Origin of the sequence: Lentzea sp. NPDC020367, from assembly GCF_044387305.1 — a bacterium.
Lineage (GTDB): Bacteria > Actinomycetota > Actinomycetes > Mycobacteriales > Pseudonocardiaceae > Lentzea.
Genome location: NZ_JBIRVV010000006.1, coordinates 435,876 through 461,209 on the forward strand (window position 1 = coordinate 435,876; position 25,334 = coordinate 461,209).

At 68.5% G+C, this 25,334-nt stretch carries 28 protein-coding genes; 20 read left to right on the top strand and 8 right to left on the bottom strand.

The window, feature by feature from the left end; translation table 11 throughout:
* Positions 1 to 315, bottom strand: a complete 315-nt coding sequence (uraH, locus tag ACH413_RS27235; protein ID WP_360031592.1) for a hydroxyisourate hydrolase — start codon at positions 313 to 315, stop codon at positions 1 to 3.
* 127 nt (positions 316 to 442) lie between these two features.
* Here uraH and ACH413_RS27240 point away from each other — a divergent pair, with 127 nt between their 5' ends.
* The 10 genes from ACH413_RS27240 (at position 443) to ACH413_RS27285 (ending at position 9,218) form a co-directional block, all read left to right on the top strand.
* Positions 443 to 1,882 (top strand): PucR family transcriptional regulator, encoded by a 1,440-nt coding sequence (locus ACH413_RS27240; protein WP_360031590.1) that lies wholly within the window; start codon positions 443 to 445, stop codon positions 1,880 to 1,882.
* 57 nt (positions 1,883 to 1,939) lie between these two features.
* Entirely contained in the window at positions 1,940 to 2,146 is a 207-nt protein-coding gene (locus ACH413_RS27245) for a hypothetical protein (RefSeq protein ID WP_360031588.1), read from the top strand.
* A gap of 66 nt (positions 2,147 to 2,212) precedes the next feature.
* Positions 2,213 to 2,536: a hypothetical protein gene (locus ACH413_RS27250; RefSeq protein WP_330273980.1), complete on the top strand. Its 324-nt coding sequence runs from the start codon at positions 2,213 to 2,215 to the stop codon at positions 2,534 to 2,536.
* Between the two features lie 51 nt (positions 2,537 to 2,587).
* Positions 2,588 to 3,325 carry a hypothetical protein gene (locus ACH413_RS27255; RefSeq protein WP_360031586.1) on the top strand — a complete coding sequence of 246 codons (738 nt, stop codon included), beginning with the start codon at positions 2,588 to 2,590 and terminating at the stop codon, positions 3,323 to 3,325.
* A gap of 119 nt (positions 3,326 to 3,444) precedes the next feature.
* Complete coding sequence (locus ACH413_RS27260) at positions 3,445 to 4,287, top strand: helix-turn-helix transcriptional regulator (protein WP_360031584.1); 843 nt, start codon at positions 3,445 to 3,447, stop codon at positions 4,285 to 4,287.
* A gap of 84 nt (positions 4,288 to 4,371) precedes the next feature.
* Entirely contained in the window at positions 4,372 to 5,271 is a 900-nt protein-coding gene (locus ACH413_RS27265) for a superoxide dismutase (protein WP_360031582.1), read from the top strand.
* Between the two features lie 222 nt (positions 5,272 to 5,493).
* Entirely contained in the window at positions 5,494 to 7,863 is a 2,370-nt protein-coding gene (locus tag ACH413_RS27270; protein WP_360031580.1) for a nitrate- and nitrite sensing domain-containing protein, read from the top strand.
* A complete protein-coding gene (locus ACH413_RS27275) occupies positions 7,860 to 8,294 on the top strand; it encodes a roadblock/LC7 domain-containing protein (RefSeq protein ID WP_093601109.1) in 435 nt (144 codons plus the stop codon). The genes ACH413_RS27270 and ACH413_RS27275 overlap by 4 nt, the downstream gene beginning before the upstream one ends.
* Positions 8,294 to 8,659 carry a DUF742 domain-containing protein gene (locus tag ACH413_RS27280; protein WP_360031577.1) on the top strand — a complete coding sequence of 122 codons (366 nt, stop codon included), beginning with the start codon at positions 8,294 to 8,296 and terminating at the stop codon, positions 8,657 to 8,659. The genes ACH413_RS27275 and ACH413_RS27280 overlap by 1 nt, the downstream gene beginning before the upstream one ends.
* Complete coding sequence (locus tag ACH413_RS27285) at positions 8,640 to 9,218, top strand: ATP/GTP-binding protein (protein WP_360031575.1); 579 nt, start codon at positions 8,640 to 8,642, stop codon at positions 9,216 to 9,218. Before ACH413_RS27280 ends, ACH413_RS27285 begins: the two co-directional genes overlap by 20 nt.
* Here ACH413_RS27285 and ACH413_RS27290 read toward each other — a convergent pair.
* From ACH413_RS27290 to ACH413_RS27310, 5 genes are all read right to left on the bottom strand, one after another.
* Complete coding sequence (locus ACH413_RS27290) at positions 9,215 to 9,583, bottom strand: hypothetical protein (RefSeq protein ID WP_360031573.1); 369 nt, start codon at positions 9,581 to 9,583, stop codon at positions 9,215 to 9,217. The two genes, ACH413_RS27285 and ACH413_RS27290, sit on opposite strands and share 4 nt — an antisense overlap.
* A complete protein-coding gene (locus tag ACH413_RS27295) occupies positions 9,580 to 10,443 on the bottom strand; it encodes a 3-hydroxybutyryl-CoA dehydrogenase (protein ID WP_319979098.1) in 864 nt (287 codons plus the stop codon). Before ACH413_RS27295 ends, ACH413_RS27290 begins: the two co-directional genes overlap by 4 nt.
* Positions 10,436 to 11,329 (bottom strand): NAD-dependent epimerase/dehydratase family protein, encoded by an 894-nt coding sequence (locus ACH413_RS27300; protein WP_360031571.1) that lies wholly within the window; start codon positions 11,327 to 11,329, stop codon positions 10,436 to 10,438. Before ACH413_RS27300 ends, ACH413_RS27295 begins: the two co-directional genes overlap by 8 nt.
* 12 nt (positions 11,330 to 11,341) lie before the next feature.
* Entirely contained in the window at positions 11,342 to 12,166 is an 825-nt protein-coding gene (locus ACH413_RS27305; protein ID WP_360031570.1) for an IniB N-terminal domain-containing protein, read from the bottom strand.
* 202 nt (positions 12,167 to 12,368) lie between these two features.
* Positions 12,369 to 13,907 carry an amino acid permease gene (locus ACH413_RS27310; RefSeq protein ID WP_360031569.1) on the bottom strand — a complete coding sequence of 513 codons (1,539 nt, stop codon included), beginning with the start codon at positions 13,905 to 13,907 and terminating at the stop codon, positions 12,369 to 12,371.
* A 126-nt stretch (positions 13,908 to 14,033) separates the two neighbouring features.
* On the opposite strand from ACH413_RS27310, the gene ACH413_RS27315 reads away from it, so the two are divergent.
* The 6 genes from ACH413_RS27315 (at position 14,034) to ACH413_RS27340 (ending at position 20,729) form a co-directional block, all read left to right on the top strand.
* Positions 14,034 to 15,374 carry a glutamine synthetase family protein gene (locus ACH413_RS27315; protein WP_360031567.1) on the top strand — a complete coding sequence of 447 codons (1,341 nt, stop codon included), beginning with the start codon at positions 14,034 to 14,036 and terminating at the stop codon, positions 15,372 to 15,374.
* Positions 15,361 to 16,056 (top strand): gamma-glutamyl-gamma-aminobutyrate hydrolase family protein, encoded by a 696-nt coding sequence (locus ACH413_RS27320; protein WP_360031565.1) that lies wholly within the window; start codon positions 15,361 to 15,363, stop codon positions 16,054 to 16,056. The genes ACH413_RS27315 and ACH413_RS27320 overlap by 14 nt, the downstream gene beginning before the upstream one ends.
* The gene (locus ACH413_RS27325) at positions 16,053 to 17,405 is read left to right on the top strand and encodes an aldehyde dehydrogenase family protein (RefSeq protein ID WP_360031563.1); all 1,353 of its coding nucleotides are present in this window, start codon (positions 16,053 to 16,055) and stop codon (positions 17,403 to 17,405) included. Before ACH413_RS27320 ends, ACH413_RS27325 begins: the two co-directional genes overlap by 4 nt.
* A 28-nt stretch (positions 17,406 to 17,433) precedes the next feature.
* Positions 17,434 to 18,201, top strand: a complete 768-nt coding sequence (locus tag ACH413_RS27330) for a 3-oxoacyl-ACP reductase (RefSeq protein WP_360031562.1) — start codon at positions 17,434 to 17,436, stop codon at positions 18,199 to 18,201.
* A complete protein-coding gene (locus tag ACH413_RS27335) occupies positions 18,202 to 18,900 on the top strand; it encodes a FadR/GntR family transcriptional regulator (protein WP_396425269.1) in 699 nt (232 codons plus the stop codon). It abuts the gene before it with no gap.
* 185 nt (positions 18,901 to 19,085) lie between these two features.
* Complete coding sequence (locus tag ACH413_RS27340) at positions 19,086 to 20,729, top strand: AMP-binding protein (RefSeq protein WP_360031560.1); 1,644 nt, start codon at positions 19,086 to 19,088, stop codon at positions 20,727 to 20,729.
* A gap of 129 nt (positions 20,730 to 20,858) precedes the next feature.
* Here ACH413_RS27340 and ACH413_RS27345 read toward each other — a convergent pair whose 3' ends face one another.
* The gene (locus ACH413_RS27345; RefSeq protein WP_360031558.1) at positions 20,859 to 21,431 is read right to left on the bottom strand and encodes a hypothetical protein; all 573 of its coding nucleotides are present in this window, start codon (positions 21,429 to 21,431) and stop codon (positions 20,859 to 20,861) included.
* The gene (locus tag ACH413_RS27350) at positions 21,428 to 21,742 is read right to left on the bottom strand and encodes a hypothetical protein (RefSeq protein WP_396425270.1); all 315 of its coding nucleotides are present in this window, start codon (positions 21,740 to 21,742) and stop codon (positions 21,428 to 21,430) included. Before ACH413_RS27350 ends, ACH413_RS27345 begins: the two co-directional genes overlap by 4 nt.
* Positions 21,743 to 21,882: 140 nt before the next feature.
* On the opposite strand from ACH413_RS27350, the gene ACH413_RS27355 reads away from it, so the two are divergent.
* The 4 genes from ACH413_RS27355 (at position 21,883) to ACH413_RS27370 (ending at position 25,238) form a co-directional block, all read left to right on the top strand.
* Entirely contained in the window at positions 21,883 to 22,374 is a 492-nt protein-coding gene (locus ACH413_RS27355; RefSeq protein WP_360031554.1) for a GNAT family protein, read from the top strand.
* A gap of 76 nt (positions 22,375 to 22,450) precedes the next feature.
* The gene (gene thrS, locus ACH413_RS27360) at positions 22,451 to 24,457 is read left to right on the top strand and encodes a threonine--tRNA ligase (protein WP_396425307.1); all 2,007 of its coding nucleotides are present in this window, start codon (positions 22,451 to 22,453) and stop codon (positions 24,455 to 24,457) included.
* Entirely contained in the window at positions 24,454 to 25,002 is a 549-nt protein-coding gene (locus tag ACH413_RS27365) for an HIT domain-containing protein (protein ID WP_360031550.1), read from the top strand. Before thrS ends, ACH413_RS27365 begins: the two co-directional genes overlap by 4 nt.
* Before the next feature lie 56 nt (positions 25,003 to 25,058).
* Positions 25,059 to 25,238 carry a hypothetical protein gene (locus ACH413_RS27370; protein ID WP_360031548.1) on the top strand — a complete coding sequence of 60 codons (180 nt, stop codon included), beginning with the start codon at positions 25,059 to 25,061 and terminating at the stop codon, positions 25,236 to 25,238.
* Positions 25,239 to 25,334: the final 96 nt, after the last annotated feature.

The window sequence follows — 25,334 nt, forward strand, 5'->3', positions numbered from 1 at the left end:
TCAGCTACCTCGGTAGGTGGAGTAGGCGAACGGCGACAGCAGCAACGGCACGTGGTAGTGCTGCGCCGGATCGGAGTAGTCGAAGGTGAGCACGACCTCGGGGAAGAACGGCGCCGCCTCCGAGGTGTCGAACACCAGCCGGTAGACCCCGGCCTCCAGACCTTCACCCCATCCGGTGATCCGGCCATCGGTGTTCGTCTCGGCGTGCGCCACCTCGGTCCCGTCGCGGCGTTGCAGCGACACGGTGATGCCCGCGAACGGCCTGCCGCGCGCCGCGTCCAGCACGTGCGTGGAGATCGTCACTCGCCCTCCCATCTGGTTGTGAGCCAGTACACAGACCTAGAGGTACACACCTCTACGGCGGGACACATGAATCAGGAGGCTCCTACAGGTAACGAATTTGTGCTTTCCTACAAACACGAACGGACGAAAGTGACCTCTCATGTTGTTGCTGCGGACGTTGCTGCAGATGCCGGAACTGCGCCTGAGCCTGCACACCGGTGAAGACCAGCTCGACCGCACCGTCACCCGTGTGTACGGAACGGAGCTGCCCGACCCCAGCCGGTACCTGTCCGGCGGGGAGCTCGTGCTGTCCGGCCTGCTCTGGCACCACGGCCCGCAGGACTCCGAGACGTTCGTCCGCTCCCTCGCCTCGGCCCGCGTAGCCGGTCTGGCCGCGTCCGAGACCGAGAACCGCGCGCTGCCCGACGACCTGGTCGACGCCTGCCTGCGCCACCACGTGCCGCTGCTGGAGGTGCCGGTCGACCTCTCGTTCGCGACCATCACCGAACGCGTCTCGATGGAACTCGTCGGCCTCTCCCGCCACCGCCGCCTGCTCAACGTCGTCGCGGAGGGCTCAGGCCTGCCCGCGCTGCTGCTGGCGGGCAGCCACGAACTCGGCGCCTCCTGCTGGGTGCTGTCCACCACCGGCCGCGTCGTCGCGGGCGGCGAACTGCGCGAGCGGGTCGCGCTGGTGAAGGAGTTCCTGCAGGCCGACCGCCTCCCGAAGACGGTCAGGGGCATGACCCTGGTCCCCGTCTCCGAACGCGGCGGCAACCGGCTCACCAGCTGGATCCTCGTCGTCGGCGGCTCGGTACAACCGGAGGCCGCCGCCGAACTGGCGTCGCTGGTGGGGCTGGAACGACTGCGCGAGGCCCAGGGCCGCCAGATCGAGAACCGCACCGCCGCACCACTCGTGTCCGCGGTGCTGAGCGGATCGGCCGACCTGGAGTCCCGGCTGGCGGCCGCCGGACTGGAGAGCGCCCAGCTGCGGGTGATCAGCGCCGTCACCTCCGACCAGCGGACGGAACTCGCGGCGGCGGTGCTGGAGGAGGCACTGCCCCAGGCCCTCGTGACACCGGTCGGCGACACCGTCTACGCGGTGGCCAAGGCCGGCGACTCGGTGCCCGACGACGTCCGCGAGGCGATGCGCGTGATGGAACCGGGCCTCGGCTCGTCCCGCGTGCTCGTCGGCATCAGCTCACCGGTCACGTCCCGCGGACTGCGCGGCGCCGCAGAGGAAGCCACGCACGCGCGTCGGCTGGGAGAGCGCCGTGGCGGCCGCACGTGTGTGGTGGCGGGCGAGGAGATCGCACTGCACCAACTGCTGCTCGCGGGCGTGCCGGAGGAACTGCGCGCGTCGTTGCGGCGACGGCTCCTCGGCCCGGTGCTGGATTACGACGCCGAGCACGGGTCGGATCTCGTGGGCACGTTGAAGGTGTTCCTCGACTGTTCTGGTTCGTGGACCGCGGCGGCGGGCAAGTTGCACGTCCACGTGAACACGTTGCGGTATCGGGTGGGGCGCGTGGAGGACCTGCTCGGCGCCGACCTGGCGGAGTTCGAGGCACGCGTGGACCTCTTCCTGGCGTTGCAGTCGGGGTAGCTTGGACCGGTGCCCGAACATCGGCCGATAGAACGAATCGCGGCCGACCTTCGTCGTGTGCGCCGGGTGCGGGCCTCCTTCGAGCCCGGGGCGTCCGCGATCAAGAAGATCGGCGCTCGTCAGGCCTATGACGCGCTGCTCGTCCAGGCCTGCACCGCGTTGGGCGTCGAGCACCGGTTGCGTTTGTTGCCAGAGGGAATGGACCGCGAGATCGAGCGGTTGCGGGTCGAGGAATGCCTCAGACACCACGGGTTGTCACTCTGATGGCTGATGCTTCTTGAGCCTTCAGGCTGATGCCGGAGCACCTCCCCGCTTCCTACCGTTCGGGACATGAAGACCGCTGCCTTACTCGTGGGCCTGCTGCTGGCCGGAAGCGCCGGCTGTGCGGCAGCGCCCAACATCCGCGTGGTGGTCGAGGGAACCGGCACGACCGACCGGCTCACCTACACGTTTCCCGGTGAGGAGGAACGGACGCTGCGCAACCCCGACCTGCCGTTCGAGCGCATGGGCAAGCGCAAGGGGAGGGTCGTCATCCGGCTGGAGGGCGTGCACGGCGAGCTCACCTGCAAGATCATCGTCAACGGCCGGCAGGTTCGTTCCTCGACGTCGAAGACAGGGGCCGCGCTCACGTGCGATCACTCGATGGCCGTCTGATGTAAGACGAGGAAAGCCCGTAGCTTCAACGTGTCGGGGAGGTACGGGTTGATGAGTGACGTACTGGCTGTCAGAGCCACAGGGGTCATCAGGGGCAGGAACGACGTACCGCCGCGGTTCCGGCCGCCCGCGCCGCCGCGGCACTTCGTGGGGCGGGACGCCGAGCTGGCGGGCATCAGGGCCGGGGTGACGGTGCTGCACGGCGCGAGCGGGGTGGGGAAGACCGCGCTCGCGTTGAAGTGGTTGCGGGAGCGGGGATCCGGCGACCAGCTCTACCTCGATCTCGCCGCGCACGACCTCAGTCAGGTGTTGCGGGCGTTCGGGTTGGACGTCGAGACCGGTGACGAGCCGGCGGTCTTCCGGAGTCTGGTCACGTTGCGGCAGTTCACCCTGTTGCTGGACAACGCGGACTCCGCCGAGCAGGTGACGCCGCTGCTGCCCGCCTCGGGCACGGTGCTCGTCACGAGCCGTTCGAGGCTGGGTCTCGCGCAGGCGCAGGAGATCGGCGTCGAGCCGCTGGCCGACGACGGGCGGCTCGGGCCGTTGCTCGATCGGTCCTATGTGGAGCTTCCGGAACGGCAGGCTCGGCTCTACCGGCTGTGCGCGTGGGAGCCGGACGCGTTCGGGGTGCCGGTGGCGGCGGCGATCGCGGGCGAGGCCGACTGCGACGTCGAGGACGCGCTGGACGACCTGGTGGAGAAGTCGTTGCTGACCGAGGTCGGGGACTACGCGTTTCGCTTCCATGACCTCGTGCGTGCTCATGCGCGCGCAAAGCGCTATCAATCGTAAAAAGGGTGCACGGCCGTTTAACGCAAAGCATTCCTTCTAACGAAGATCGTTGGCGGTAAAGGGTTGTCCACAGCGACCCGTCCCTTTCGGGAATCCGAATTGGTCATATCCTTTGCGTCATGCCGAAGGATTTCCGGGCCACGACGCTCGAACGCGCCATCGGGCGGCAGCTGGCCGGGTGGCGCGACGAGCGCGAGCTGAGCCTCACCGAGGCCGGTCAGCGCGTGGGTTTCAGCAGTGCCAAGCTGTCCATGATGGAGAACGCGGTGCAGCCGTCGGCGCCCGTGGACGTCATGGCGCTCGGTTACGTCTACAAAGTGCCGACTCCGGAATGGCAGGCCGTGGTGTTGCGCGCGCAGTACGCGGAACGGGTCCGGGCGCGTTCCAGCGGCGACGGCCCGAACTTCGATCCGGCGGCCGACTTCGCGAATCTGGTGTTCGAGGCGACGTTGTTGCGCGCGTTCACGACGGATCTCGTTCCGTCGGTGTTCCAGCTTCCGGGATACACGAACGCGGTTCTGCAGGACGACGATCCGGTGCGGACGGCGCGGCTCGCGATGGTGCGGGAGGCGTGGGCGACGCGGCTGACCGACAGGGATCCCCTGGCGGTGCAAACCGTGTTCCCGGAGGCGGTGCTGCGGCAGGTGGTCGGCGGGCCGCGGGTGATGAAGGCGCAGCTGCTGCACCTGATGGAGGTCAGCGAGCACGAGACGGTGACCCTGCGGGTGGTGCCGAGGGGCGCGGGGGCGTATCCGGCGATGGGGTCGCCGTTCACGTTGCTCGGGTTCCCGCATCGGCAGCACAACGACGTGGCGTACCTGGAGACGTTCATCAAGGGGGAGTACGTCGAGGAGCCTGGGCTGACCGAGCAGTGCGCCTCGCGGTTCGAGAGCCTGCAGGACAGGGCGCTCGGCACCGGCGAGTCGCTGGAACTCATCGCCGAGGCCGCCGCTGACCTGTAGAGATGTCGGATTCCTGAGAAATCTCCTGTTCGGCCGCCAGCAGGGGAAGGATCAGGACGCATCCCAACCCGACAAGGAGGCGGCATGTACCGCAGATTCGGTGTCCTGCTCGCGGCGGTCCTGGGCATCACGCTCACCGTCGCGGCGCCGGCCACCGCGGACGGTTCCCGGCACTTCCCGACCGAGTTCTCCCTGCCCAACGGGTGGCAACCCGAAGGCATCGCGATCAGCGGCACCACGGCCTACTTCGGGTCGCGGGCCACCGGGTCGATCTACGCGGCGGACCTGCGCACCGGCAAGGGCAAGGTGCTGGCCGAGGGGCCCGGCACGCCGTCACTCGGTCTGAAGGTCGACAACCGCAAACGGCTGTGGGTCTCGGGTGGCACGGGCGGCGACGCACGGGTCTACGACACGCGCACGGGCGCGTTGCTGGCGAAGTTCCAGTTCGCCACCGCGGACACGTTCGTCAACGACGTCGTGCTGACCGACAAGTCGGCGTGGTTCACCGACTCGCGCAAGGCGGTGCTCTACGAGGTGCCGCTGAACCTCAAGCCGCACCGGACGCTCGCGCTGACCGGCGACCTCGTCGTCACCCCCGGCGCGACGAACCTCAACGGCATCGTCACCGGGCTCGACGGCGGCCTGATCGTCGTGCAGAGCAACACCGGAAAGCTCTTCCGGATCGATCCCCGGAGCGGCAAATCGACCGAGATCAATTTGAGCGGTCAAACACTCACCAATGGCGACGGTCTGTTGCGTGAGGGACGGCAGTTGTACGTGGTGCAAAACCGGCTGAACAAAGTCGCGCGCTACACGCTCAGTCGTGATGGCGCGACGCTCGCGGCGGAACGCACGGACGCGCGGTTCGACGTTCCCACGACGGTCGCCGCGTTCGGCAAGCGCCTCTACCTGCCGAATGCCCGGTTCAGCACGCCTCCGACGCCCGAGACGACTTACAACGTCGTCGCGGTGGAGCGCCCGTAGAACGAACGACAGAACTAGCCCGTACGGGGGTTCTCACAAGGCAAGAACCCCCGTACTGGGTGTTGCTCCAGTCACTCGACTGGGTAGCCTGCGACCGCGTACTGCGTGTGATCGCTGTCATTGGGTAACGATGATCTCTCCCCGTAACCTAAATGCAGCCGAAGGAGTTAGTTGGGTTACCCGCAGCGCTAGCCGTGGGACACAGGAGACCGTGAGAGCGCTGTGAACGAGAAGAGCGGTTACACACCGACCAACTACCGGACCATTCGGTCCCGGCTGGCCGGTGTCGTGGTCGTTCCCAGCGTGGTCCTGCTGGTCATGTGGGCCGTTTTCTCCTCGTACACCCTTTTTGACGGTTTCTACATGCGGTCGGTCGCCGCCGGGGTGAAGGGCGCGACCATCCCGTCCGTCGAGGCGCTCGCGGGGCTGCAGAAGGAACGCCAGCTGACCCTCGAGGTCCTCAGCAGCGTCGGGGGCGTCGACAAGACCGGGTTGAAACGGCAGCAGGGCGTCACCGACGAAGCCGTGCGCAAGATGAAGGACGCGTTCACCGAACTCTCCGAGAGCGCGCCCCAGGACACGCTCGACCGGATCAACGCCCTCAACTCGGTGCTGAACGAGCTGCCGCAACAGCGCACGCGCATCGACTCGGGATCGGCGAACCCGCAGGCCGTCTACGACTACTACAACAGCCTGCTCGACTCGGGCGTCGCGCTGCTCGCCCGGCAGGCGCGCCTCGTGCCCGACTCGGAGGCGAGCCAGGCGAACGTCCAGGCCGTCACGATCTTCCAGGCCGCCGACTGGCTCTCGCGCGGTGCCACGATCGGCTCGCGCGGGCTGCTCAACGGCCGGTTCACCCCGGCCGAACGGGTCGAGTTCGCCCGGCTGGTCGGCGCGTACCACTCGAGTCTCGACGCAACGATCCCGTTTGCGCTGGAGCAGCCGCGCTCGCTGTACGACGCGCTGCGCGGCAGCACCGAGTACCGGTCGCTGCTCGACCTCGAAGGCCGGATCATCAACTCCGACGCGACGGTGACCGACGAGCAGTGGCGCGGGGTGGCCGCGCCGGTGCACGACAACCTCGTCGGGCTCGCCGTCACGCAGGCCCGCAACGCCGCCGATCTCGGTCTCGACAAGGCCAACAGCCGGGTCGCCGCGGTGCTCATCGGCAGCCTGATCGCGTTGCTCGCGGTCGTCGTCGGCATCGTGCTGGCGTTGCGCATCTCGAACCGGCTCGTGTCGCGGGCCCTGGTCACGCGGCTGGCGTCGCTGCGGGAGGACACGCTGCGGCTCGCGCAGGAACGGCTGCCGCACATCGTGGCCCGGCTGCGCGGCGGCGAGCAGGTCGACGTCCACCGCGACATGCCGCCGCTCGACTACGGCAACGACGAGATCGGCCAGGTCGCGGACGCGTTCAACGCAGCCCAGTACACGGCGGTCGCGGCGGCGGTGAAGGAGACGCAGGCACGCGAGGGCGTGAACCGGGTCTTCCTCGACATCGCGCACCGCAACCAGGGCCTGGTGCACCGGCAGATCAAGATCCTCGACAAGCTGGAGCGCGAGGAGGAGCACCCCGAGCGGCTCGACTCGCTGTTCCAGCTCGACCACCTGGCCACCCGCGCCCGCCGCAACGCGGAGAACCTGATCATCCTCGCCGGGGAACAGCCGGGCAGGCAGTGGCGCAAGCCGGTGCGCCTGAGCGACGTCCTGCGGTCCGCGGTCGCCGAGACCGAGCAGTACGTCCGCGTCAGGGTCAACCCGGTGCCGGACCGCGCGCTGGTCGGCGTGGCCGTCGCCGACACCATCCACCTGCTCGCGGAACTCGTCGACAACGCGACGGCGTTCTCCTCGCCGCGCTCCGAGGTGATCGTCCACTCCAACGCCGTGCCACACGGGATCGTGATCGAGATCGAGGATCACGGCCTCGGCATGACGCAGGAGGAGCGCCTGCAGGCCAACGCGAAGCTCTCCAACCCGCCCGACTTCGAGACGATGGCGTTCCGGGGGGAGTCCCGGCTGGGGCTGTTCGTCGTCGCCCGGCTCGCCGCCCGGCGCGGCATCAAGGTGGAGCTGCGCGACTCGCCCTACGGCGGCACGGTCGCGTTGTGCGTGCTGCCGCCGAACATCGTCGCCCCGCACAACACCGCCGGCGACATCACCGAGACCACGCAGATGCCGGTGCAGTCGTTCCACGACACGTACCACGGCCACGGCGCGGACCACCCGAGCTTTCCCGTGAAGGTGAATCCCGAAGTGCACGAGGCACTGAACGCGGGGCTGAAGGCGCTCGTAGAACCTGATATGAGCGCAGTTGCCCCCGCGGCCGTGTCCGCAGCAGAAGCATCGGTGGAGGAACCGACCCCCGCGGCACCTCCGGCTCAGGACGGGAAGGCACCCCTTCCCCGCAGGAAGAAGCGGCAGAACCTCGCGCCGCAGCTCATGCAGTCCTCGGAGGAGCCGCCACCCGCCGAGCCGGTGACCGGCGAAAGGCTGGCCGAGCGGTCCCGTGACGGACTGGCCGCGTTCCAGCGCGGCACCCGTGACGCCCGGCTGACCGACGACTGGAGATCAGAAGGAGCCCCCTCGTCATGAAGGACAACGCAAGCCAGCACGGCGAACTGAACTGGTTGCTGGAAGACCTGATCCAGCGAGTGGTCGGCGCCCGCCACGCGGTCGTGCTGTCGGCGGACGGACTCCTGCTCGGCCGCTCGGCCGGGCTGTCCCGCGACGACTCGGAGCACCTGTCCGCGATGGCGTCGGCGTTCCAGTCGCTCGCCCGCGGCACCGGCCGGCACTTCGGAGGTGGAGCCGTCCGGCAGACGATCGTGGAGATGGAACACGCGTATCTTTTTGTGACGGCGGCCGGTCACGGTGCCTGCCTGGCCGTGCTGGGCGAGGAGGACGCGGACATGGGCATGATCGCGTACGAGATGAACATGCTGGTCAAGAGGGTGGGTACGTACCTGTCGTCGGCTCCGCGCCAGGAGACGGCGACCGTGCCCTCGGCGCGCGAGTCGCGCTGATGACCGGGCGCGACGACTGGTGGTACGACGAGGCCGCGGGACCGTTGGTGCGGCCCTACGCGATGGTGCGCGGCCGCACCCGGCCGAACGCGCCTGACCTTCATCTCGTGACGCAGGTCCGAGCGTCCTCGTTTGCGTCCGACCAGACGTCGCTGATGGTCGAACATCGCGAGATCATGGCACTGTGCGCACGCCCGCTCTCGGTCGCCGAGGTCGCCGCTTACCTCGACGTGCCGCTCGTCGTGGTGAAGGTCCTGCTGTCGGACCTCATCGAGCGTGGTGACGTGCTCGTGCAGAACTCCACCCCCAAGATTCCCGACAGGGATCTCCTGCAGGCCGTACTGGATGGTGTTCGTGGGATCTGATGGCCTGATCGTGCCTACCGCGGTCAAGATCGTCATCGCGGGCGGGTTCGGCACCGGCAAGACCACCATGGTCGCGTCGGTGTCCGAGATCCCGCCTCTTCGGACCGAGGAACTGCTCACCGAGGCCGGTGTGCACGTCGACGACCTCGCCGGCATCGAGGGCAAGGACACCACCACCGTCGCCCTCGACTTCGGCCGCATCACCATCAACACCAAGGTGGTGCTCTACCTGTTCGGCACGCCGGGCCAGAACAGGTTCTGGTTCATGTGGGACGAACTCGCCACCGGTGCCATCGGCGCCGTGGTGCTGGTGGACACGCGCCGGCTCGACTCGTCGTTCCCCTCGATCGACTTCTTCGAGCACCGCGGGATCCCGTTCATCGTCGCCGTGAACTGCTTCGACGGGTCGCAGATGTACACGGTGGACGAGGTCCGGCACGCCCTGGACCTGGACGAGGCGATCCCGGTGCTGCTGTGCGACGCACGCGATCGGGAGTCCTCGAAGGCCGTGCTGGTCGGGCTGATCCAGCACTCGATGAACCGGCTGGCCGCGGTCTAGCGATCGCTCACGTGGTGCGCGTCCGCGGGCCAGGAACCCTCGCGGACGACGTGCTCGGCGATCCTCAGCGCCTCGTCGATCGGCACGGTGTCCGCGTCCGGGTACGCGTCGTTCTGCCCGTTGGAGAGCACGAAACCGTCACTGGAGCCGGTGGCTACCGGGTCTGTCGCGTGTTCACCGGGGTCGCCTTCGCCGTCGAGCAGCATGACCATCGCGCGTTCGGTGTTGGTCACGAAGGCGAGCATCCGGCCGGACTCGCTGGTCAGCCACGTTTCGAGGTGTCCGGCGCTGATCCGCGCGCGAAGAACGGCGCCCGTCTCGTCCGATGCGAGAGGGGCGCCGTCCACGGTCCAGGTTTCGGTCACTTCGCGTAGTTGTGGAATCCGCGTCCGGACTTCTTGCCCAGCAGGCCCGCGTCCACCATGCGCAGCAGCAGCGGCGGCGGCGAGTACAGCGGCTCCTTGAACTCGTCGTACATCGACTCGGCGATGGCCTTCGTGGTGTCGAGGCCGATCAGGTCGGTGAGGCGCAGCGGACCCATCGGGTGCGCGCAGCCGAGCACCATGCCGTTGTCGATGTCGTCGGCCGAGGCGAAGCCGGACTCCAGCATGCGGATCGAGGAGAGCAGGTAGGGGATCAGCAGCGCGTTGACCACGAAGCCGGCGCGGTCCTGCGAGCGGATGACCTCCTTGCCCAGGGTGGCGCGCACGAACGCCTCGGCGCGGACCTGGGTGGTGGCGCCGGTCAGCAGCGACGGCACGATCTCCACGAGCTTGAGCACCGGCACCGGGTTGAAGAAGTGCACGCCGATGACCTGCTCGGGACGGCCGGTGGCCATGCCCAGCTTCATGATCGGGATGGACGACGTGTTGGACGCGAAGATGGCGTCCTCGTCCTTCACGACCTTGTCGAGCGTGGTGAAGACGTCGGTCTTGATCTGCTCGTTCTCGGCGACCGCCTCGACCACGAACTGCCGGTCGGCGAACTCGCCCATGTCCGTGGTGAACCGGATGCGCCCCAGGGCGGCGTCGCGGTCCTCCTCGCTGAGCTTGCCCGACTTGACGCCCCTGGCCAGCGAGGTGGCGATCCGCCCCTGCGCTGCCTCGGCCGCACCCGCGTTGACCTCGGCGACGATGACGTCGAGGCCGGCACGGGCACTCACCTCGGCGATTCCGGAGCCCATGAGGCCGGAACCGACGACTCCCACACGTTGAATGTCACTCACCTGCCCGATCCTGCCACGACCTGCTCGAAACGAGGTCGCGGAGCGTCTCCTGGACGGTGGCCGCGTAGTCGCCGACCGGCCGGTAGCCGAGCGCGAGAGCGGCAGAGGTGTCCAGGACGAAGCCGCGGTGCCACGGGTGGCGACCGGCCTGGTCGTGGTCCAGCAGGATCTCGTGCCACTCGTGGCCGAGCGAGCCCGCGATGATCCGGGAGATCTCCAGGCCGTTCGGGGCGTCCGGGTCGGCGGCGTTCAGCACGCGCGCGCCGGGGTGCAGGGCGGCGGTCTCGATCAGCGCGGCGAGGTTCGCGGCGGCGGTCGGGTGGTCGACGCCTTGACCGCGCGACGCCAGCACGACGACCTTGTTCCCGGCGAGGATCCGTTCGACGAAGTACCGCTCCAGCGGCCGCTTGTTGCCCGGACCGTGCACTTTGGACGGTCGCAGCACGGTGACCGGGAGTCCGCTGTCGAGCAACGTCCGCTCCGCCGCCACCTTGTTCGGCCCGTATCCCTCGCGGGTGAACGGGTCCGAGTCGAGCGGCGCGAGCGTCGGCTGGTCCTCGGTCACCGGGGCGTCGAAGCGCGGCGGCTCGGAGGAGTTCGCGTGGCGTCCGTGGGAGTCCACGTAGACGGCCTTGGCGGAGATCATCACGGTCGAGACCGCCTTGCGTGCCAACGGCATCAGCGTGCGTGCGTCGGTGGCCGAGTAGCACAGGGTGTCGACCAGGAGGTCCGCGCCGTCGCCCATCGCCGCGGCCAGCGCCTCGGGATCGCCGCGGTCCACCTCACGGCCAGGGGCGTCGACGGTCCAGCCGGCCTCCCGCAGACGCCGAGCGGCGGCACGGCCGATGAGGCCCGTGCCGCCGAGGATCAACGCTCGTCTGCTCATTCGAGCATCACATCAGAGACCGAGGCCGAGGCCTTCGGTCAGGCCGCCGACGCCGTCGAGCAGGTCGAGGTCGGTGACGCCACCGAGCACGTCGCCGCCGAGCACGTTGCCGACGGTGCCGTCGGCGACGCCGTGGACGGTGTCGTGCACGCCGCTGACCGGCGCGACGTCCGGGACGACCTCGTGGACCACGTCGGTGACGGTCGTGACGTCGGTGGTGAGGGCGCCGACCACGCCGGGCACGCCGTCGACGGAGACGACGTCGGTCACGCCGGTGACGGTGCCGAGGACGCCGTGGACGTCCGCCACGCCGGTCACGCCGGTGACCGTGCCGAGCACGTCGCCGGTGCCGGCGAGGCCCGTGACACCGGACAGGTCGGTGACGTTGCCGAGGTCGGTGATGCCGCCGAGGTCCGAGACGTTGGCCAGACCGGCCACGTCGCCGATGCCGGGGACGACGCCGGTGACGCCGTCGAGGGTGCTCGACACGTCGCAGTGACCGGACAGGTCGCCGGCGAGGCCGTTGACGGAGTCGAGGTTCGCGAGGCCGCCGAGGGCGTTGTAGGACGAGAGGCCGTCGACGTCCGCGATCGAGGCGGCGTCGAGCACCAGCGGGAGGATCTCCTGGACGTCACCGGGGGTGATGTCGCTCAGACCGCAGGAGCTGAGGACGCCTTCGGGGTCGAGGTCGAACGCAGACAGGGCCGCCGGGTCGTTCAGGAGGTTCAGGGCGAACTCCTGCAGCGTGGCCGGCTGGGCCTCCTGCGGCACGGCCGCCGGGGTGGCCGGGGCGGGCGCGGCGGGCTGAACGGGCTGCTGCGGGGTGGCCTGGATCATGGGAGTGGGGCTCCTACGGCGTTCGGGGGATGTCGTCAGGAACCGTATTGAGATCGACTTCCCCCGGCATCGGGTGTGATCCCCAGATCTCGGACGGGTGAGCTCCCTAGGGGCTGATGGTCACCCGTTAGGGGGATGCTCCGCCACGTTAGGGGCACCGAACGGCGGCACGGCCGACGAGGCCCGTGCCGCCGGGGATCGATCACACCGAGTCGAGATCCCGTTCGATCGCGGCCAGTTCCTCCGGCGTGCCCTGGACCTTGGGGCCGGTGAACCACTTCCGCGCGGACACGAGCCACCAGACGCCCGCGAACCCGAGCACGACCAGCACGGCGATCGGCGTGTAGTTGAACGTCTTCGCCGTCACCGGACTGGCCTGGGGCAGCATGAACAGCACGGTGATGAACAGGACCCACGCCACCGCGACGACGCCGATGGGCCTGCTCCACTTGCCGAGGTGCCACGGCCCGCGCTGGAACCGGTCGCCCTGCAGCAGCCGCAGCAGCGTCGGCAGCACGTACGCGATGTAGAGGCCGATCACCGCGATCGACGTGACCGCCGCGTACGCCGTCGCGTTCCACAGGTACGGCAGGCCGAGCACGAACGCGCCACCCGCCGCCAGCCAGATCGCGTTGGTGGGCGTCCGGGTGCGCTTGTTGATCTTGTGCCAGAACCGCGACGCCGGCAGCGCGCCGTCACGGGAGAACGCGTAGATCATCCGCGAGTTCGCGGTCACCGACGACATGCCGCAGAACAGCTGCGCGCCGATCGCGATCAGCAGCAACAGCTTGCCGCCGGTCACGCCCAGGGCGTCGATGAAGATCTGCGCCGGGGGCACGCCCGTCGAGCTCGCGATGGCGCCGTCGTAGTCGCGGATCGCGAACGTGATGCCGACCAGCAGCACCCAGCCCGCGATGAGCGACACCACGATCGACATCACGATGCCGCGCGGTCCGCTGCGGGCCGCGTCGTGCGTCTCCTCGGTCATGTGCGCCGAGGCGTCGTAGCCGGTGAAGGTGTACTGCGCCAGCAGAAGCCCGAGCATGCCGACGTAGAACGCCGACGACCAGCCGGTGTTGTTGACGAAGTGCGTGAAGACCCACGACGCGGACTGGTGCTCCGACGGCAGGATCACCAACGCGCCGACGATGACCACCACGCCGACGATGTGCCACCACACGCTGATGTCGTTCAGCAGCGAGACGAGCTTGACGCCGAACGTGTTGAGCAGCCCGTGCAGCACGAGGACGATGCCGAAGATCAGGATCGTGTGCGGGGGCGTGGCCGCGAAGCCGAACTGCAGGTCGAGGAACGCGTTGATGAAGAACGCCGCGCCGAAGTCGATGCCCGCGGTCACCGCGACCTGGCCGAGGAAGTTGAACCAGCCGGTGAACCACGACCAGGCGGCGCCGTTGCTGGGCGCGAGCTTCGCCGCCCAGTAGTACAGCCCGCCCGCCGTCGGGAAGCTCGAGCAGACCTCCGCCATCGCCAGGCCGACGATCAGCGTCATCAGGCCGACGAACGGCCAGCCCCACACGATCAGCGCGGGACCACCTGTGTTCATGCCGAAGCCGTACAGGGTGAGGCAGCCGGAGAGGATCGAGATGATCGTGAACGACACCGCGAAGTTGGAGAAGCCGGACATCGTCCGGGAGAGCTCCTGCGCATAGCCGAGCTCGTGCAGCCGCTGCTCGTCGGCCGACCGTGAGGGGGTGGGGGGACTGTCTGCATCGTGACTCATCGGCGTCCTCCTCAATTGGACTCCGTCCAGTCCTTTAGACGGTGGTCGAGGGTGGCGCTCGCCACCCAGCGGTGTCAAGATGGTGCCGCCAATGGCTCGCAGACATACCTTTGGAGGAACGCGGAGATGCTGACCGTCGAGGAGTTGCGCGAGGCCGTGGACAGCGGTGAGATCGACACCGTCCTGGTCGCGATCGTGGACATGCAGGGTCGCCTGCAGGGCAAGCGTTGCGCCGCGCAGTACTTCCTCGACGAGGTCCTCGGGCACTCCGCGGAGGGCTGCAACTACCTGCTCGCCGTCGACGTCGAGATGAACCCGGTCAGCGGCTTCGAGATGTCGAGCTGGGAGCGCGGGTACGGCGACTTCGTGATGAAGCCGGACCTCGAGACGCTGCGGCGCGTGCCGTGGCAGGAGGGCACCGCGCTCGTCATGTGCGACGTGGTCTGGGAGAACGGCGACCCGGTCGTCGCCTCGCCGCGGCAGGTCCTGCGCAAGCAGCTCGACCGGCTGGCCGCGCTGGGACTGGACTGCTACGTCGGCACCGAGCTGGAGTTCATCCTCTTCGACGACACCTACGAGCAGGCGTGGAACGCCGGCTACCGCAACCTCACGCCGTCGAACCAGTACAACGTCGACTACTCGTTGCTCGGCACCGCGCGCGTGGAACCGTTGCTGCGGGCCATCCGCAACGGCATGACGGGCGCGGGCATGGTCGTCGAGTCGGCCAAGGGCGAGTGCAACCCCGGCCAGCACGAGATCGCGTTCAAGTACACGACGGCGCTGCGCACGTGCGACCAGCACGCCATCTACAAGAACGGTTCCAAGGAGATCGCGTCGCAGCAGGGCAAGGCGCTCACGTTCATGGCGAAGTACAACGAACGCGAGGGCAACTCCTGCCACATTCACCTCTCCTTGCGCTCCAAGGAAGGCGAGGCGGTCTTCGCCGAGGGCCACGGCATGTCGCAGCTGATGAAGCACTTCCTCGCGGGCCAGCTGGCCGGGCTGCGGGAGCTCACCTACTTCCTCGCTCCGAACATCAACTCCTACAAGCGCTTCGTGAAGGGCTCGTTCGCGCCGACCGCGGTGGCGTGGGGCCGCGACAACCGCACGTGCGCGCTGCGGGTCGTCGGCCACGGCCACGGGCTGCGGTTCGAGAACCGGGTCCCCGGCGGTGACGTGAACCCGTACCTCGCGGTGGCGGCGCTGATCGCGGCCGGCCTGCACGGCGTCGAGCAGGAGCTGGAGCTGGAGGACGAGTTCGTCGGCAACGCCTACGCGTCCGACCGGCCGACGGTGCCCACGACGCTCAAGGAGTCGGCGGAACTGCTGTCGGGCAGCACGATCGCGCGCGAGGCGTTCGGCGAGGACGTCATCGCGCACTACCTCAACGCCGCCAAGGTCGAGCTGGACGCGTTCGAGGCGGCGATCACGGACTGGGAGAAGGTGCGCGGGTTTGAGCGCCTCTAAGCCACTCATCGGCATCAGCACGTACCTGGAGCGCACGCGCTTCGGGCTCTGGGACGTGGAAGCGGCGGTGCTCTACCGCGGCTACCTCGACTGCGTCGTCGAGGCGGGCGGCAACCCCGTCATGCTGCCGCCGGTCGGCACCTGGAACGCCGAGACCATCGGGTTCCTCGACGGTCTGGTGATCGCGGGCGGCGCGGACATCGACCCCGCCGCCTACGGTGCCGAGAAGCACGAACGGACCGGCGAACCGAGCCGCGCCCGCGACGACGCCGAGTTCGCGCTCGTCGAGGCCGCGCTGAAGCTCGACCTGCCGGTGCTCGGCGTGTGCCGCGGCATGCAGGTGCTCAACGTGGCCCTCGGCGGCACGCTGCACCAGCACATCGAGGGCCACAACGAGGCACCGGGCGTGTTCGGGAGCACCGACATCACGGTCGCCGCCGACACCCAGCTGCACACGATCCTGGGCGATCGAACGACCGTTCAATGCCATCACCACCAGTCGCTGGACCGCGTGGCGGACGGGTTGCGCGTCACCGCGAAGGCACCCGACGGGACCGCGGAAGCCGTTGAACTGGAAGGCGCGCGGTTCGTCGTCGGCGTGCAGTCGCACCCGGAGCAGGACATCGAGGACCTGAGGCTTTTCGAAGCTCTCGTAGCCGCTGCAAGGAGCAAAGCGTCGTGACCTTTGACGTCATCAACCCCGCCACCGAGAAGATCGTGCGGTCCGTGCCGCACACCACTCTCGGCGACACCGACGCGGCGATCGGCCGGGCGCAGAAGGCGTTCGAGAGCTGGCGGAACGTCGCTCCCGGCGATCGAGCCAGGCTGCTGCGGAAGTTCGCGGAGATCGTCGACGCGCACGTCGAGGAACTCGCCCGGCTGGAGGTCGAGAACTCCGGGCACACCATCGGCAACGCGCGCTGGGAGGCGGGCAACGTCCGCGACGTGCTCCAGTACTACTCGGCTGCCCCGGAACGCTTGTTCGGCAAGCAGATCCCGGTCGCGGGCGGGCTCGACGTCACGTTCCACGAACCGCTCGGCGTCGTCGGCGTGATCGTGCCGTGGAACTTCCCGATGCCGATCGCGGGCTGGGGCTTCGCGCCCGCGCTCGCGGCCGGCAACACGGTGGTCCTGAAGCCCGCCGAGGTGACGCCGCTGACCGCGATCCGGCTCGGTGAGCTGGCGCTGGAGGCGGGCATCCCGGAGGGCGTGTTCCAGGTCCTGCCGGGCAAGGGCAGCGTCGTCGGCAACCGGTTCGTCACGCATCCGTTGGTGCGCAAGGTCGTCTTCACCGGCTCGACCGAGGTCGGCAAGCAGATCATGGCGGGCTGCGCGGACCAGGTGAAGCGGGTGACCCTGGAGCTGGGCGGCAAGTCGGCCAACATCGTCTTCGCGGACTCCGACCTGGAGAAGGCCGCCGCCACGGCGCCGTACGGGGTGTTCGACAACGCCGGGCAGGACTGCTGCGCCCGGTCGCGAATCCTCGTGCAGACGAGCGTCTACGACAGGTTCATGGAACTGCTGGAGCCCGCCGTCAAGGGCGTCAAGGTCGGCGAGCCCGGCGACGAGGCGACCGAGATGGGGCCGCTCATCACCGCGGCGCACCTGGACAAGGTCGCGTCTTACGTCCCAGACGACACCCACGTCGCGTTCCGCGGATCGTCGCCGGACGGACCCGGTTTCTGGTTCCCGCCCACGGTTCTGACGCCGCCCGCCGGCCACGTGACGGTCACCGAGGAGATCTTCGGACCGGTCGTCGTCGTGCTCCCGTTCACCGACGAGGCCGACGCGATCCGGATCGCGAACGACTCGGAGTACGGGCTGTCCGGCTCGATCTGGACGAACGACGTCGGCCGCGCGATCCGCGTCTCGCGCGCGGTCGAGGCCGGGAACCTGTCGGTGAACTCGCATTCGTCCGTCCGCTACTGGACGCCGTTCGGTGGCGTGAAGCAGTCGGGCCTGGGGCGCGAACTCGGCCCCGACGCGCTCGACTCGTTCACCGAAGTCAAGAACGTCTTCATCGCTACCTGATTCCAGGCGAACCCGAGGAGAACAACAGATGGTGCAGCGACTCGAAGGCCGCGTGGCCGTCGTGACGGGTGGCGGCAGCGGTATCGGACTCGCGACCGTGCGCAGGTTCGCGAGCGAGGGCGCGAAGGTCGTCGTCGCCGATCTCGACCCCGCGTCGGGCAAAGCCGCCGCGGACGAGGTGAGCGGACTGTTCGTCCAGGTCGACGTGACCGACGAGGAACAGGTCAAAGCGCTGTTCCAGACCACTGTGGACACTTACGGCAAGCTGGACATCGCGTTCAACAACGCCGGTATCTCGCCGCCCGACGACGACTCGATCCTCACGACGGGCCTCGAGGCGTGGGAACGCGTGCAGAAGGTGAACCTCACGTCGGTTTATTTGTGTTGCAAGTACGCGCTTCCGCACATGCAGGCCAACGGCAAGGGCTCGATCATCAACACCGCGTCGTTCGTCGCGACGATGGGCGCGGCGACGTCGCAGATCTCCTACACGGCGTCGAAGGGCGGCGTGCTCGCGATGTCGCGTGAGCTCGGTGTGCAGTTCGCCCGCGAGGGCATCCGCGTCAACGCCCTGTCTCCCGGCCCGGTCAACACGCCGCTGTTGCGGGAACTGTTCGCGAAGGACCCGGAGCGGGCCGCGCGGCGCCTGGTTCACGTACCGCTCGGTCGGTTCGCCGAACCTGAGGAAATCGCGGCGGCGGTCGCGTTTCTGGCGTCCGACGACTCGTCGTTCATGACGGCGTCGAACTTCCTCGTGGACGGCGGCATCGCCGGCGCGTACGTGACACCGCTCTAGATGATGGAGCACGCGCAGGAGGCGTTGTTCCGCCCGGTGCGGGCGGGCAACGCCTTCGAGGAGACCGTCGAACGGCTCATGCAGTCCATCCGGCTCGGCGTCGTCGCGCCGGGGGAGAAGCTGCCGTCCGAACGGGAACTGGCCACCCGGCTCGGCGTGAGCCGGGTGACTGTGCGCGAGGCCATCAGGTCGTTGCAGGAGAACCATTACGTCGAGTCCCGAAGGGGACGCTACGGCGGCACGTTCGTCAACGAGGTGCTGCCGAAGTCCGCTCCCGGCAAGGAGTTCGGCGACCTCCACGACGTGCTGACGTTGCGGAAGGTGCTGGAGACGGGCGCCGCGGAGACGGCGGCGGGACGGTCGCTGGGGCCCGCCGAACGACGCGGACTGCGGGCGCGACTGGAAGAAGCCTCCACCTCATCGCTCGTGGAATATCGGCGCAAGGACTCGCGGCTGCACCTGGCGATCGCCGAGGCCACCGGGTCCGCGGCCCTCACCGCCGCCGTCGCCGAGTCGCGGATGCGCGCCAACGAGCTGCTGGACCACATCCCGCTGCTCGAACCGAACCTCGCGCACTCCAACGCCCAGCACGAGCGCATCATCGCCTCCATTTTGGACGGAGACCCCACGACGGCACGGCAGGCCATGGCCGAACACCTGGACGGAACGGCGTCGTTGTTGCGCGGCTTCTTGGTCTGACCGGTCAGACTCCCGCGAACGCAGCAGTGTGGAAAGCTGACGAACATGAACCGGACCACCTGAAAACGTTTACAAGTCCAAATGTCCTGTTGTCATGCACATTCCGCATGGAACAACACTTGGCGTAAGGCTTTCGGACGGTTACCGTCCGAAACCTCGGGGACTTGCAGCGCAAGGAGCTGTTGATGCCAGGGTTGCGCAAGGTGTTTCGCGACGCCATGGGCAAGGTGCACTCACTCCGTGTCTTGTCCGAAGCGGGCATGGTGAGTCTCACGAACGTCAAGATGTCCGTGCAGGCTTTGAGAGAGGTCCAGGTCTGGGGGCCGAACGTGACGGCGCTGCGCCGTTCCGTCCGGCTGAATCCGGACGGCGTCGCGATCGTCGACGAACGTGGTTCGGTGACGTACAGACAACTCGACCGGCGTTCCAATGCCATCGCACAGGGATTGCGCGCGCTGGGGGTGCAGCACACGCACGTCGTCGCGCTGATGTGCCGCAACCACCGCGGCACGGTCGAGTCGCTGCTGGCGTGCGCGAAACTGGGTGTGCGCGTACTCCTGGTGAACACGGGATTCGGCGCACCGGTCGTCATGGATCTCCTGCAACGTGAACGCGCGTCGCTCGTCATTCACGATGAGGAGTTCACGCCGCTGTTCCACCAGTTGCCGCCGTCGATTCCGCGCTGGCTCGCGTGGTCGCGCGACGGACTGGACCGCCGCACGCCGACGCTGGACCAGTTGGTGGCCAAGGCGCCGCGCGGAGAGCTGGAACCGCCGCGCGAACCGGGTGTCGTGATCCAGCTGACGTCCGGCACCACCGGCACCCCCAAGGGCACCGCCCGCGAGATCAAGTCGGTGCTGACCGCGTCGGACTTCCTCGACCGCATCCCGATGCACTCCGGCGAGTCGACGTTCATCGCCGCGCCGATCTTCCACTCCGTCGGCTACTCGCACCTGACGCTCGCGATGTCGCTGGGTTCGCGCGCGGTGCTGCACCGCCGCTTCGACCCGCGCAAGACGCTGTGGTCGGTGCAGGGCCAGCGCTGCACGACGCTCGTCCTGGTGCCGACGATGCTGCAACGGATCATGGAACTCGAACGCCACGTGATCGACTCGTTCGACCTGTCGCACCTGGCCGTCGTGTTCTCCTCGGGCGCGCCGATCTCACCGGACCTGGTCGAACGCACCCAGGCCGTCCTCGGCCCGGTGCTCTACAACCTCTACGGCTCAACGGAAGTGGCCGTCGCCACCGTCGCCACGCCGGAGGACCTCGCGGCCGCGCCGTCCAGCGTCGGCCTGCCACCGCACAACTGCGTCGTGCGCATCTACGACGCCGAGGGCAACCGCATCACGCGCTCGTTCGTGACGGGCAAGATCTACGTGCGCGGCTCGCTGACCGTCGACCTCTACACGGACGGCACGCAGAAGGAGTCCATCGACGGACTCGTCGCGACCGGCGACCTCGGCCACTTCGACCCCAGCGGCCGGCTGTACTTCGACGGCCGCGAGGACGACATGATCGTGTCCGGCGGCGAGAACGTGTACCCGGTCGAGGTCGAGAACCTGCTGATGACGCACTACCGCGTGCGCGACGCGGCGGTGCTCGGCGTGCCGGATCCCGAGTACGGGCAACGGTTGCGCGCGTTCGTCGTGCCGGTCGCGGGCGCGCGGATCGACGTGCGGGAGCTGCGCGAGTTCGTGCGCACGAGGCTGGCGCGGCACAAGGTTCCGCGCGAGGTCGTGGTCGTGCCGCAGCTGCCGCGCAACGCGACCGGGAAGGTGATGCGGCGTCAGCTGCTGGCGATCCGGCTGGGACCGCAGCCCCACTGAGGCATGGGCGGAACGCACGCCACCGCAGAACGAGGGGGACTAATTCCGGCGGGGCGCGCGTTCCGGGTTTTGGGGAGCGCGTGACTCACGGCGTCGGGGATCGGGTCGTGAGTCACGCGCTCGGTCGGGTCACCGCTCGAAGCGGTCGCCGGGACGGCCTTCACCGAACGGGCCGCGCTGGTCACCGCGGTCGCCGCCGCGGGCAGGGCCGCGATCGGGTCCGCGCTCGCCGCGCTCGTACATCCGCACGTGGCCGGGGCCGCCCCGGTCGTCGAAGCGGTTGGCCGCGACGGCTCCCACGATGCCGCCGCCGAGGACGAGACCCAGCAGACCCACGGCCACCAGTTGGGTGGCGCGGTGGCCCGCGAAACGCCTCGCCCGGCCACGGGGTGCCGGTACCGCGGCCGAAGGGGTCGCCGCCGGAGGGGGCGGTGGGCCCGCCGGAGCCTCCGCGGCCGTCGCCGTCTGCTGCGGGGCCGCTGGTGCCGCGGGGGAGTCCGCCGCGGTCGTCGCCTGCTGGTCCGCTGCCTGCTGCTGCTGTGCCGCCGGGGTGGCCGGGAGCTCGGCGGTCTGCTGCTGGCCAGGCGTGGCCGGTGCTTCGGCCGGCAGCGGGGTCGTGGCCTGGTCCGGCGCGGGCTGGGCCGCCCGCGGATCGTTCTTGGACGGCTCCTGCGGTGGAGGCGTCTGTCCCTGCTCGCTCATGTCCTCAACGATGCGCCGTCCGGCTGAGCTGTGGCTGACAGCCACCTGTTCGTTTCCTGAAGCCCTGCGGGATCCCTCAGCGAGTTCATGACAGGCCTGGAACCAGCGAAAACGTGCCGCTGGTCGGCATAGGTGGCGCCGAAGAGCTCGTCGTCCAGGACGCCCGTCCACAGGAAGTGCAACGTCGTGCGCGTGCCGTCGCGGGCGTCCCGCCGTGCGTAGTGGTCGCGCAGGTCGGCGTAGAGCAGGCGCAGTTCGTCCCGGTTGGACTCGGTGAGGCGGACCGGGCATTCGACGACCAGGTCGGACATGATCGATGCTCCATTCGGCGGGCCGGGTGACAACAGGGTGCTCGCCCGAGGCGCTTGGACGCATCCGAAAAACCACTCAGAAGCGCGTACGTAGGTGTCGCGGACGGAATCCGCTTGCGCCCACCGGCTTCAATCGGAGCATGGAACTCGTACCTCTGCGCCCTGAGTTCGCCGCCGAGATGGCCGCCGCCGGAGCGAACGACGACGAGGTCAACCGGCTCACCGGTACTCACGGGACGTTCACGCTGGAGGATTACGAGGCGTACATCGAGCGCACCCTGAACGACCCGGACCGCTACACCCGTGCGATAACCGAGGACGGGAAGTTCCTCGGCGAGGTCGTGCTCACCATCAATCCGCACAACAGGTCGGCGGGCATGCGGATCGCGTTGTGGGGTGGTTTCGGCAAGGGCTACGGATCGATCGCGATCAGGCACGTGCTGGACCACGCGTTCAACGAGCGCGACCTCCACCGGGTGGACCTGGAGGTGTACGACTTCAACGACCGGGCCATCCACGTCTACAAGAAGCTCGGCTTCCGCGAGGAGGGCCGGCTGAGGGACGCCCTGCTCTGGGACGGCGTCTTCCACGACGCGATCGTCATGTCCATCTTGAGCACCGATAACATCTGATCCGCAATCCCCATCTTCGAACGTAGGAGTCATCGTGTCCGAGTCGCGCCCAGCAGTCGCCCAGAACCCGCCGCGCGTGGTGGTTCCGGCTGGGACGACGGCGGGCACGGCCGTGCGCGAAGCCGGTCTGCCGGGCAAGGGTTCCGACGCGATCGTCGTCGTGAAGGACGCCGAGGGCCACCTGCGCGACCTGTCGTGGACCCCGCAGGTCGACGTCGAGGTCGAGGCCGTCGCGGCCGACACCGAGGACGGCCGCAGCGTCCTGCGCCACTCCGCCGCGCACGTGCTGGCGCAGGCCGTGCAGCAGCAGTTCCCCGAGGCCAAGCTCGGCATCGGCCCGCCCGTGAAGGACGGCTTCTACTACGACTTCCAGGTCGAGAAGCCCTTCACGCCCGAGGACCTGCAGGCGCTCGAGAAGCGCATGAAGCAGATCATCAAGTCCTCGCAGCGGTTCTCGCGCCGGGTGGTCGAGTCGATCGACTCCGCGAAGGCCGAGCTCGCGTCCGAGCCGTTCAAGCTGGAGCTCGTCGACATCAAGAGCGACGTCGACACCAGCGAGATCATGGAGGTCGGCGGCGGCGAGCTGACGATCTACGACAACCTCGACCCGCGCTCCGGTGAGCAGGTCTGGGGCGACCTGTGCCGCGGCCCGCACGTGCCGACCACCAAGCACATCCCGGCGTTCAAGCTGACCCGCGTGGCCGCCGCGTACTGGCGTGGCAACGAGAACAACCCGCAGTTGCAGCGCATCTACGGCACCGCGTGGGAGTCGCAGGAGGCGCAGGACCTCTACCTGGAGCGCCTGGCCGAGGCCGAGCGCCGCGACCACCGCAAGCTCGGCGTGGAGCTCGACCTGTTCTCGTTCCCGGACGAGATCGGCTCCGGCCTCGCGGTGTTCCACCCCAAGGGCGGCATCATCCGCAAGGCGATGGAGGACTACTCCCGCCAGCGCCACACCGAGGCGGGCTACGAGTTCGTCTACTCGCCGCACATCACCAAGGGCAAGCTGTTCGAGGTCTCCGGTCACCTGGACTGGTACAAGGACGGCATGTACCCGGCGATGCACCTCGACGCCGAGTTCAACGAGGACGGCACGGTCCGCAAGCCCGGCCAGGACTACTACCTCAAGCCGATGAACTGCCCGTTCCACGACCTGATCTTCAAGTCGCGCGGCCGTTCGTACCGCGAGCTCCCGCTGCGCATGTTCGAGTTCGGCTCGGTGTACCGCTACGAGAAGTCCGGCGTGGTGCACGGCCTGACCAGGGTGCGCGGCATGACGCAGGACGACGCGCACATCTTCTGCGCTCGCGACCAGGTCCGCGACGAGCTGAAGTCGCTGCTGACGTTCGTGCTGGACCTGCTGCGCGACTACGGCCTCGACGACTTCTACCTGGAGCTGTCGACCAAGAACCCGGAGAAGTTCGTCGGCCCGGACGACATCTGGGAGGAGGCGACGGCGACGCTCGCCTCCGTGGCCGAGGAGTCCGGCCTGGAGCTCGTGCCCGACCCCGGTGGCGCCGCGTTCTACGGCCCGAAGATCTCCGTGCAGGCCCGCGACGCCCTGGGGCGCACCTGGCAGATGTCGACGATCCAGCTCGACTTCATGCTGCCGGAGAAGTTCGAACTGGAGTACACCGGCCCGGACGGCTCCCGCCAGCGCCCTGTCATGATCCACCGCGCCCTGTTCGGCACGGTCGAGCGCTTCTTCGGCGTGCTGACCGAGCACTACGCGGGCGCGTTCCCGGCGTGGCTCGCGCCGGTGCAGGTCATGGGCATCCCGGTGACGTCCGAGAACGCCGACCACCTGTTCGCGGTGCGCGAGGTGCTGAAGAAGGCCGGCATCCGGGTCGACGTGGACGCCTCCGACGACCGCATGCAGAAGAAGATCCGCAACCACACCATGCAGAAGGTGCCGTTCATGCTCCTGGCCGGTGCCAAGGACGTGGAGGCGAACGCGGTGTCGTTCCGGTTCCGCGACGGCACGCAGATCAACGGTGTGCCGGTGGAGCGGGCCGTCGAGCAGATCGTCGACTGGGTCGGCCGTCGCGAGAACGCCTCGCCCACGGCGGAACTGCTCTCGTGACGCCTGAGTTCTCCGAGCAGGACGGTGTGGGGGTCCACGACGCGTTGCAGCGTCTGTGGACCCCGCACCGCCTGTCGTACGTCCAGGGCGCGGGCAAGGCGCACGGCGACGAGCCGGAGGGCTGCCCGTTCTGCCGGGTCGTGTCCCTGGACGACGAGGCAGGACTGATCATCGCGCGCGGGGCCGAGGTCTTCGCACTGCTGAACCTGTACCCGTACAACCCCGGCCACCTGATGGTGCTGCCGTACCGGCACGTGGCCGACTACACCGAGCTCACCGTCGCCGAGACCGCGGAGATCGCCGCGTTCACGCAGAAGGCCATGAAGGTCGCGCGGCACGTGGCGGCGCCGCACGGGTTCAACATCGGCATGAACCAGGGCGTCGTCGCCGGCGCCGGGATCGCCGCCCACCTGCACCAGCACGTGGTGCCGCGGTGGGGCGGGGACGCGAACTTCATGCCGGTCATCGGGCACACCAAGGTCCTGCCGCAGCTGCTGGGGGAGACCCGGCAGCTGCTGGCCGACGGCTGGAAGGCCGTCGACTGATCGTTTTCCGACGCTTATCTGTTGACTTTCGATAGGTCACGAGCGACAGTCGTCCCATGCCTCGACTGCTGTTGCCCCTGGTGGCCTGTGTCCTCGTCGTCGCGCTCGGCGTCGGCGCGATCATGTACGCCGACGCCGACGACGCCCCCGGTCTGGGGCTCATCGGCTTCGTGCTGATTCTGGGTGCCATCGTGTTCGGTGTTCGGACGGTATTGCGGGCTAAACGGAGCGTTTAGCGGCGTGTCTGTGATTGAAAGCCGTACCAATTGTTGGACAAAAGAGTGACAAAAACCACTCACGTTGTCCGCACTGGACAATCGATGTCGTTTCCA

What these genes read in the sequence shown, in the direction of transcription:
- uraH (WP_360031592.1), bottom strand. Translation starts at nt 315, where the DNA reads ATGGGAGGGCGAGTGACGATCTCCACGCACGTGCTGGACGCGGCGCGC.
- ACH413_RS27240 (WP_360031590.1), top strand. Translation starts at nt 443, where the DNA reads ATGTTGTTGCTGCGGACGTTGCTGCAGATGCCGGAACTGCGCCTGAGC.
- ACH413_RS27250 (WP_330273980.1), top strand. Translation starts at nt 2,213, where the DNA reads ATGAAGACCGCTGCCTTACTCGTGGGCCTGCTGCTGGCCGGAAGCGCC.
- ACH413_RS27255 (WP_360031586.1), top strand. Translation starts at nt 2,588, where the DNA reads ATGAGTGACGTACTGGCTGTCAGAGCCACAGGGGTCATCAGGGGCAGG.
- ACH413_RS27260 (WP_360031584.1), top strand. Translation starts at nt 3,445, where the DNA reads ATGCCGAAGGATTTCCGGGCCACGACGCTCGAACGCGCCATCGGGCGG.
- ACH413_RS27265 (WP_360031582.1), top strand. Translation starts at nt 4,372, where the DNA reads ATGTACCGCAGATTCGGTGTCCTGCTCGCGGCGGTCCTGGGCATCACG.
- ACH413_RS27275 (WP_093601109.1), top strand. Translation starts at nt 7,860, where the DNA reads ATGAAGGACAACGCAAGCCAGCACGGCGAACTGAACTGGTTGCTGGAA.
- ACH413_RS27280 (WP_360031577.1), top strand. Translation starts at nt 8,294, where the DNA reads ATGACCGGGCGCGACGACTGGTGGTACGACGAGGCCGCGGGACCGTTG.
- ACH413_RS27285 (WP_360031575.1), top strand. Translation starts at nt 8,640, where the DNA reads ATGGTGTTCGTGGGATCTGATGGCCTGATCGTGCCTACCGCGGTCAAG.
- ACH413_RS27300 (WP_360031571.1), bottom strand. Translation starts at nt 11,329, where the DNA reads ATGAGCAGACGAGCGTTGATCCTCGGCGGCACGGGCCTCATCGGCCGT.
- ACH413_RS27305 (WP_360031570.1), bottom strand. Translation starts at nt 12,166, where the DNA reads ATGATCCAGGCCACCCCGCAGCAGCCCGTTCAGCCCGCCGCGCCCGCC.
- ACH413_RS27310 (WP_360031569.1), bottom strand. Translation starts at nt 13,907, where the DNA reads ATGAGTCACGATGCAGACAGTCCCCCCACCCCCTCACGGTCGGCCGAC.
- ACH413_RS27315 (WP_360031567.1), top strand. Translation starts at nt 14,034, where the DNA reads ATGCTGACCGTCGAGGAGTTGCGCGAGGCCGTGGACAGCGGTGAGATC.
- ACH413_RS27330 (WP_360031562.1), top strand. Translation starts at nt 17,434, where the DNA reads ATGGTGCAGCGACTCGAAGGCCGCGTGGCCGTCGTGACGGGTGGCGGC.
- ACH413_RS27335 (WP_396425269.1), top strand. Translation starts at nt 18,202, where the DNA reads ATGATGGAGCACGCGCAGGAGGCGTTGTTCCGCCCGGTGCGGGCGGGC.
- ACH413_RS27340 (WP_360031560.1), top strand. Translation starts at nt 19,086, where the DNA reads ATGCCAGGGTTGCGCAAGGTGTTTCGCGACGCCATGGGCAAGGTGCAC.
- ACH413_RS27345 (WP_360031558.1), bottom strand. Translation starts at nt 21,431, where the DNA reads ATGAGCGAGCAGGGACAGACGCCTCCACCGCAGGAGCCGTCCAAGAAC.
- ACH413_RS27350 (WP_396425270.1), bottom strand. Translation starts at nt 21,742, where the DNA reads ATGTCCGACCTGGTCGTCGAATGCCCGGTCCGCCTCACCGAGTCCAAC.
- ACH413_RS27355 (WP_360031554.1), top strand. Translation starts at nt 21,883, where the DNA reads ATGGAACTCGTACCTCTGCGCCCTGAGTTCGCCGCCGAGATGGCCGCC.
- ACH413_RS27370 (WP_360031548.1), top strand. Translation starts at nt 25,059, where the DNA reads ATGCCTCGACTGCTGTTGCCCCTGGTGGCCTGTGTCCTCGTCGTCGCG.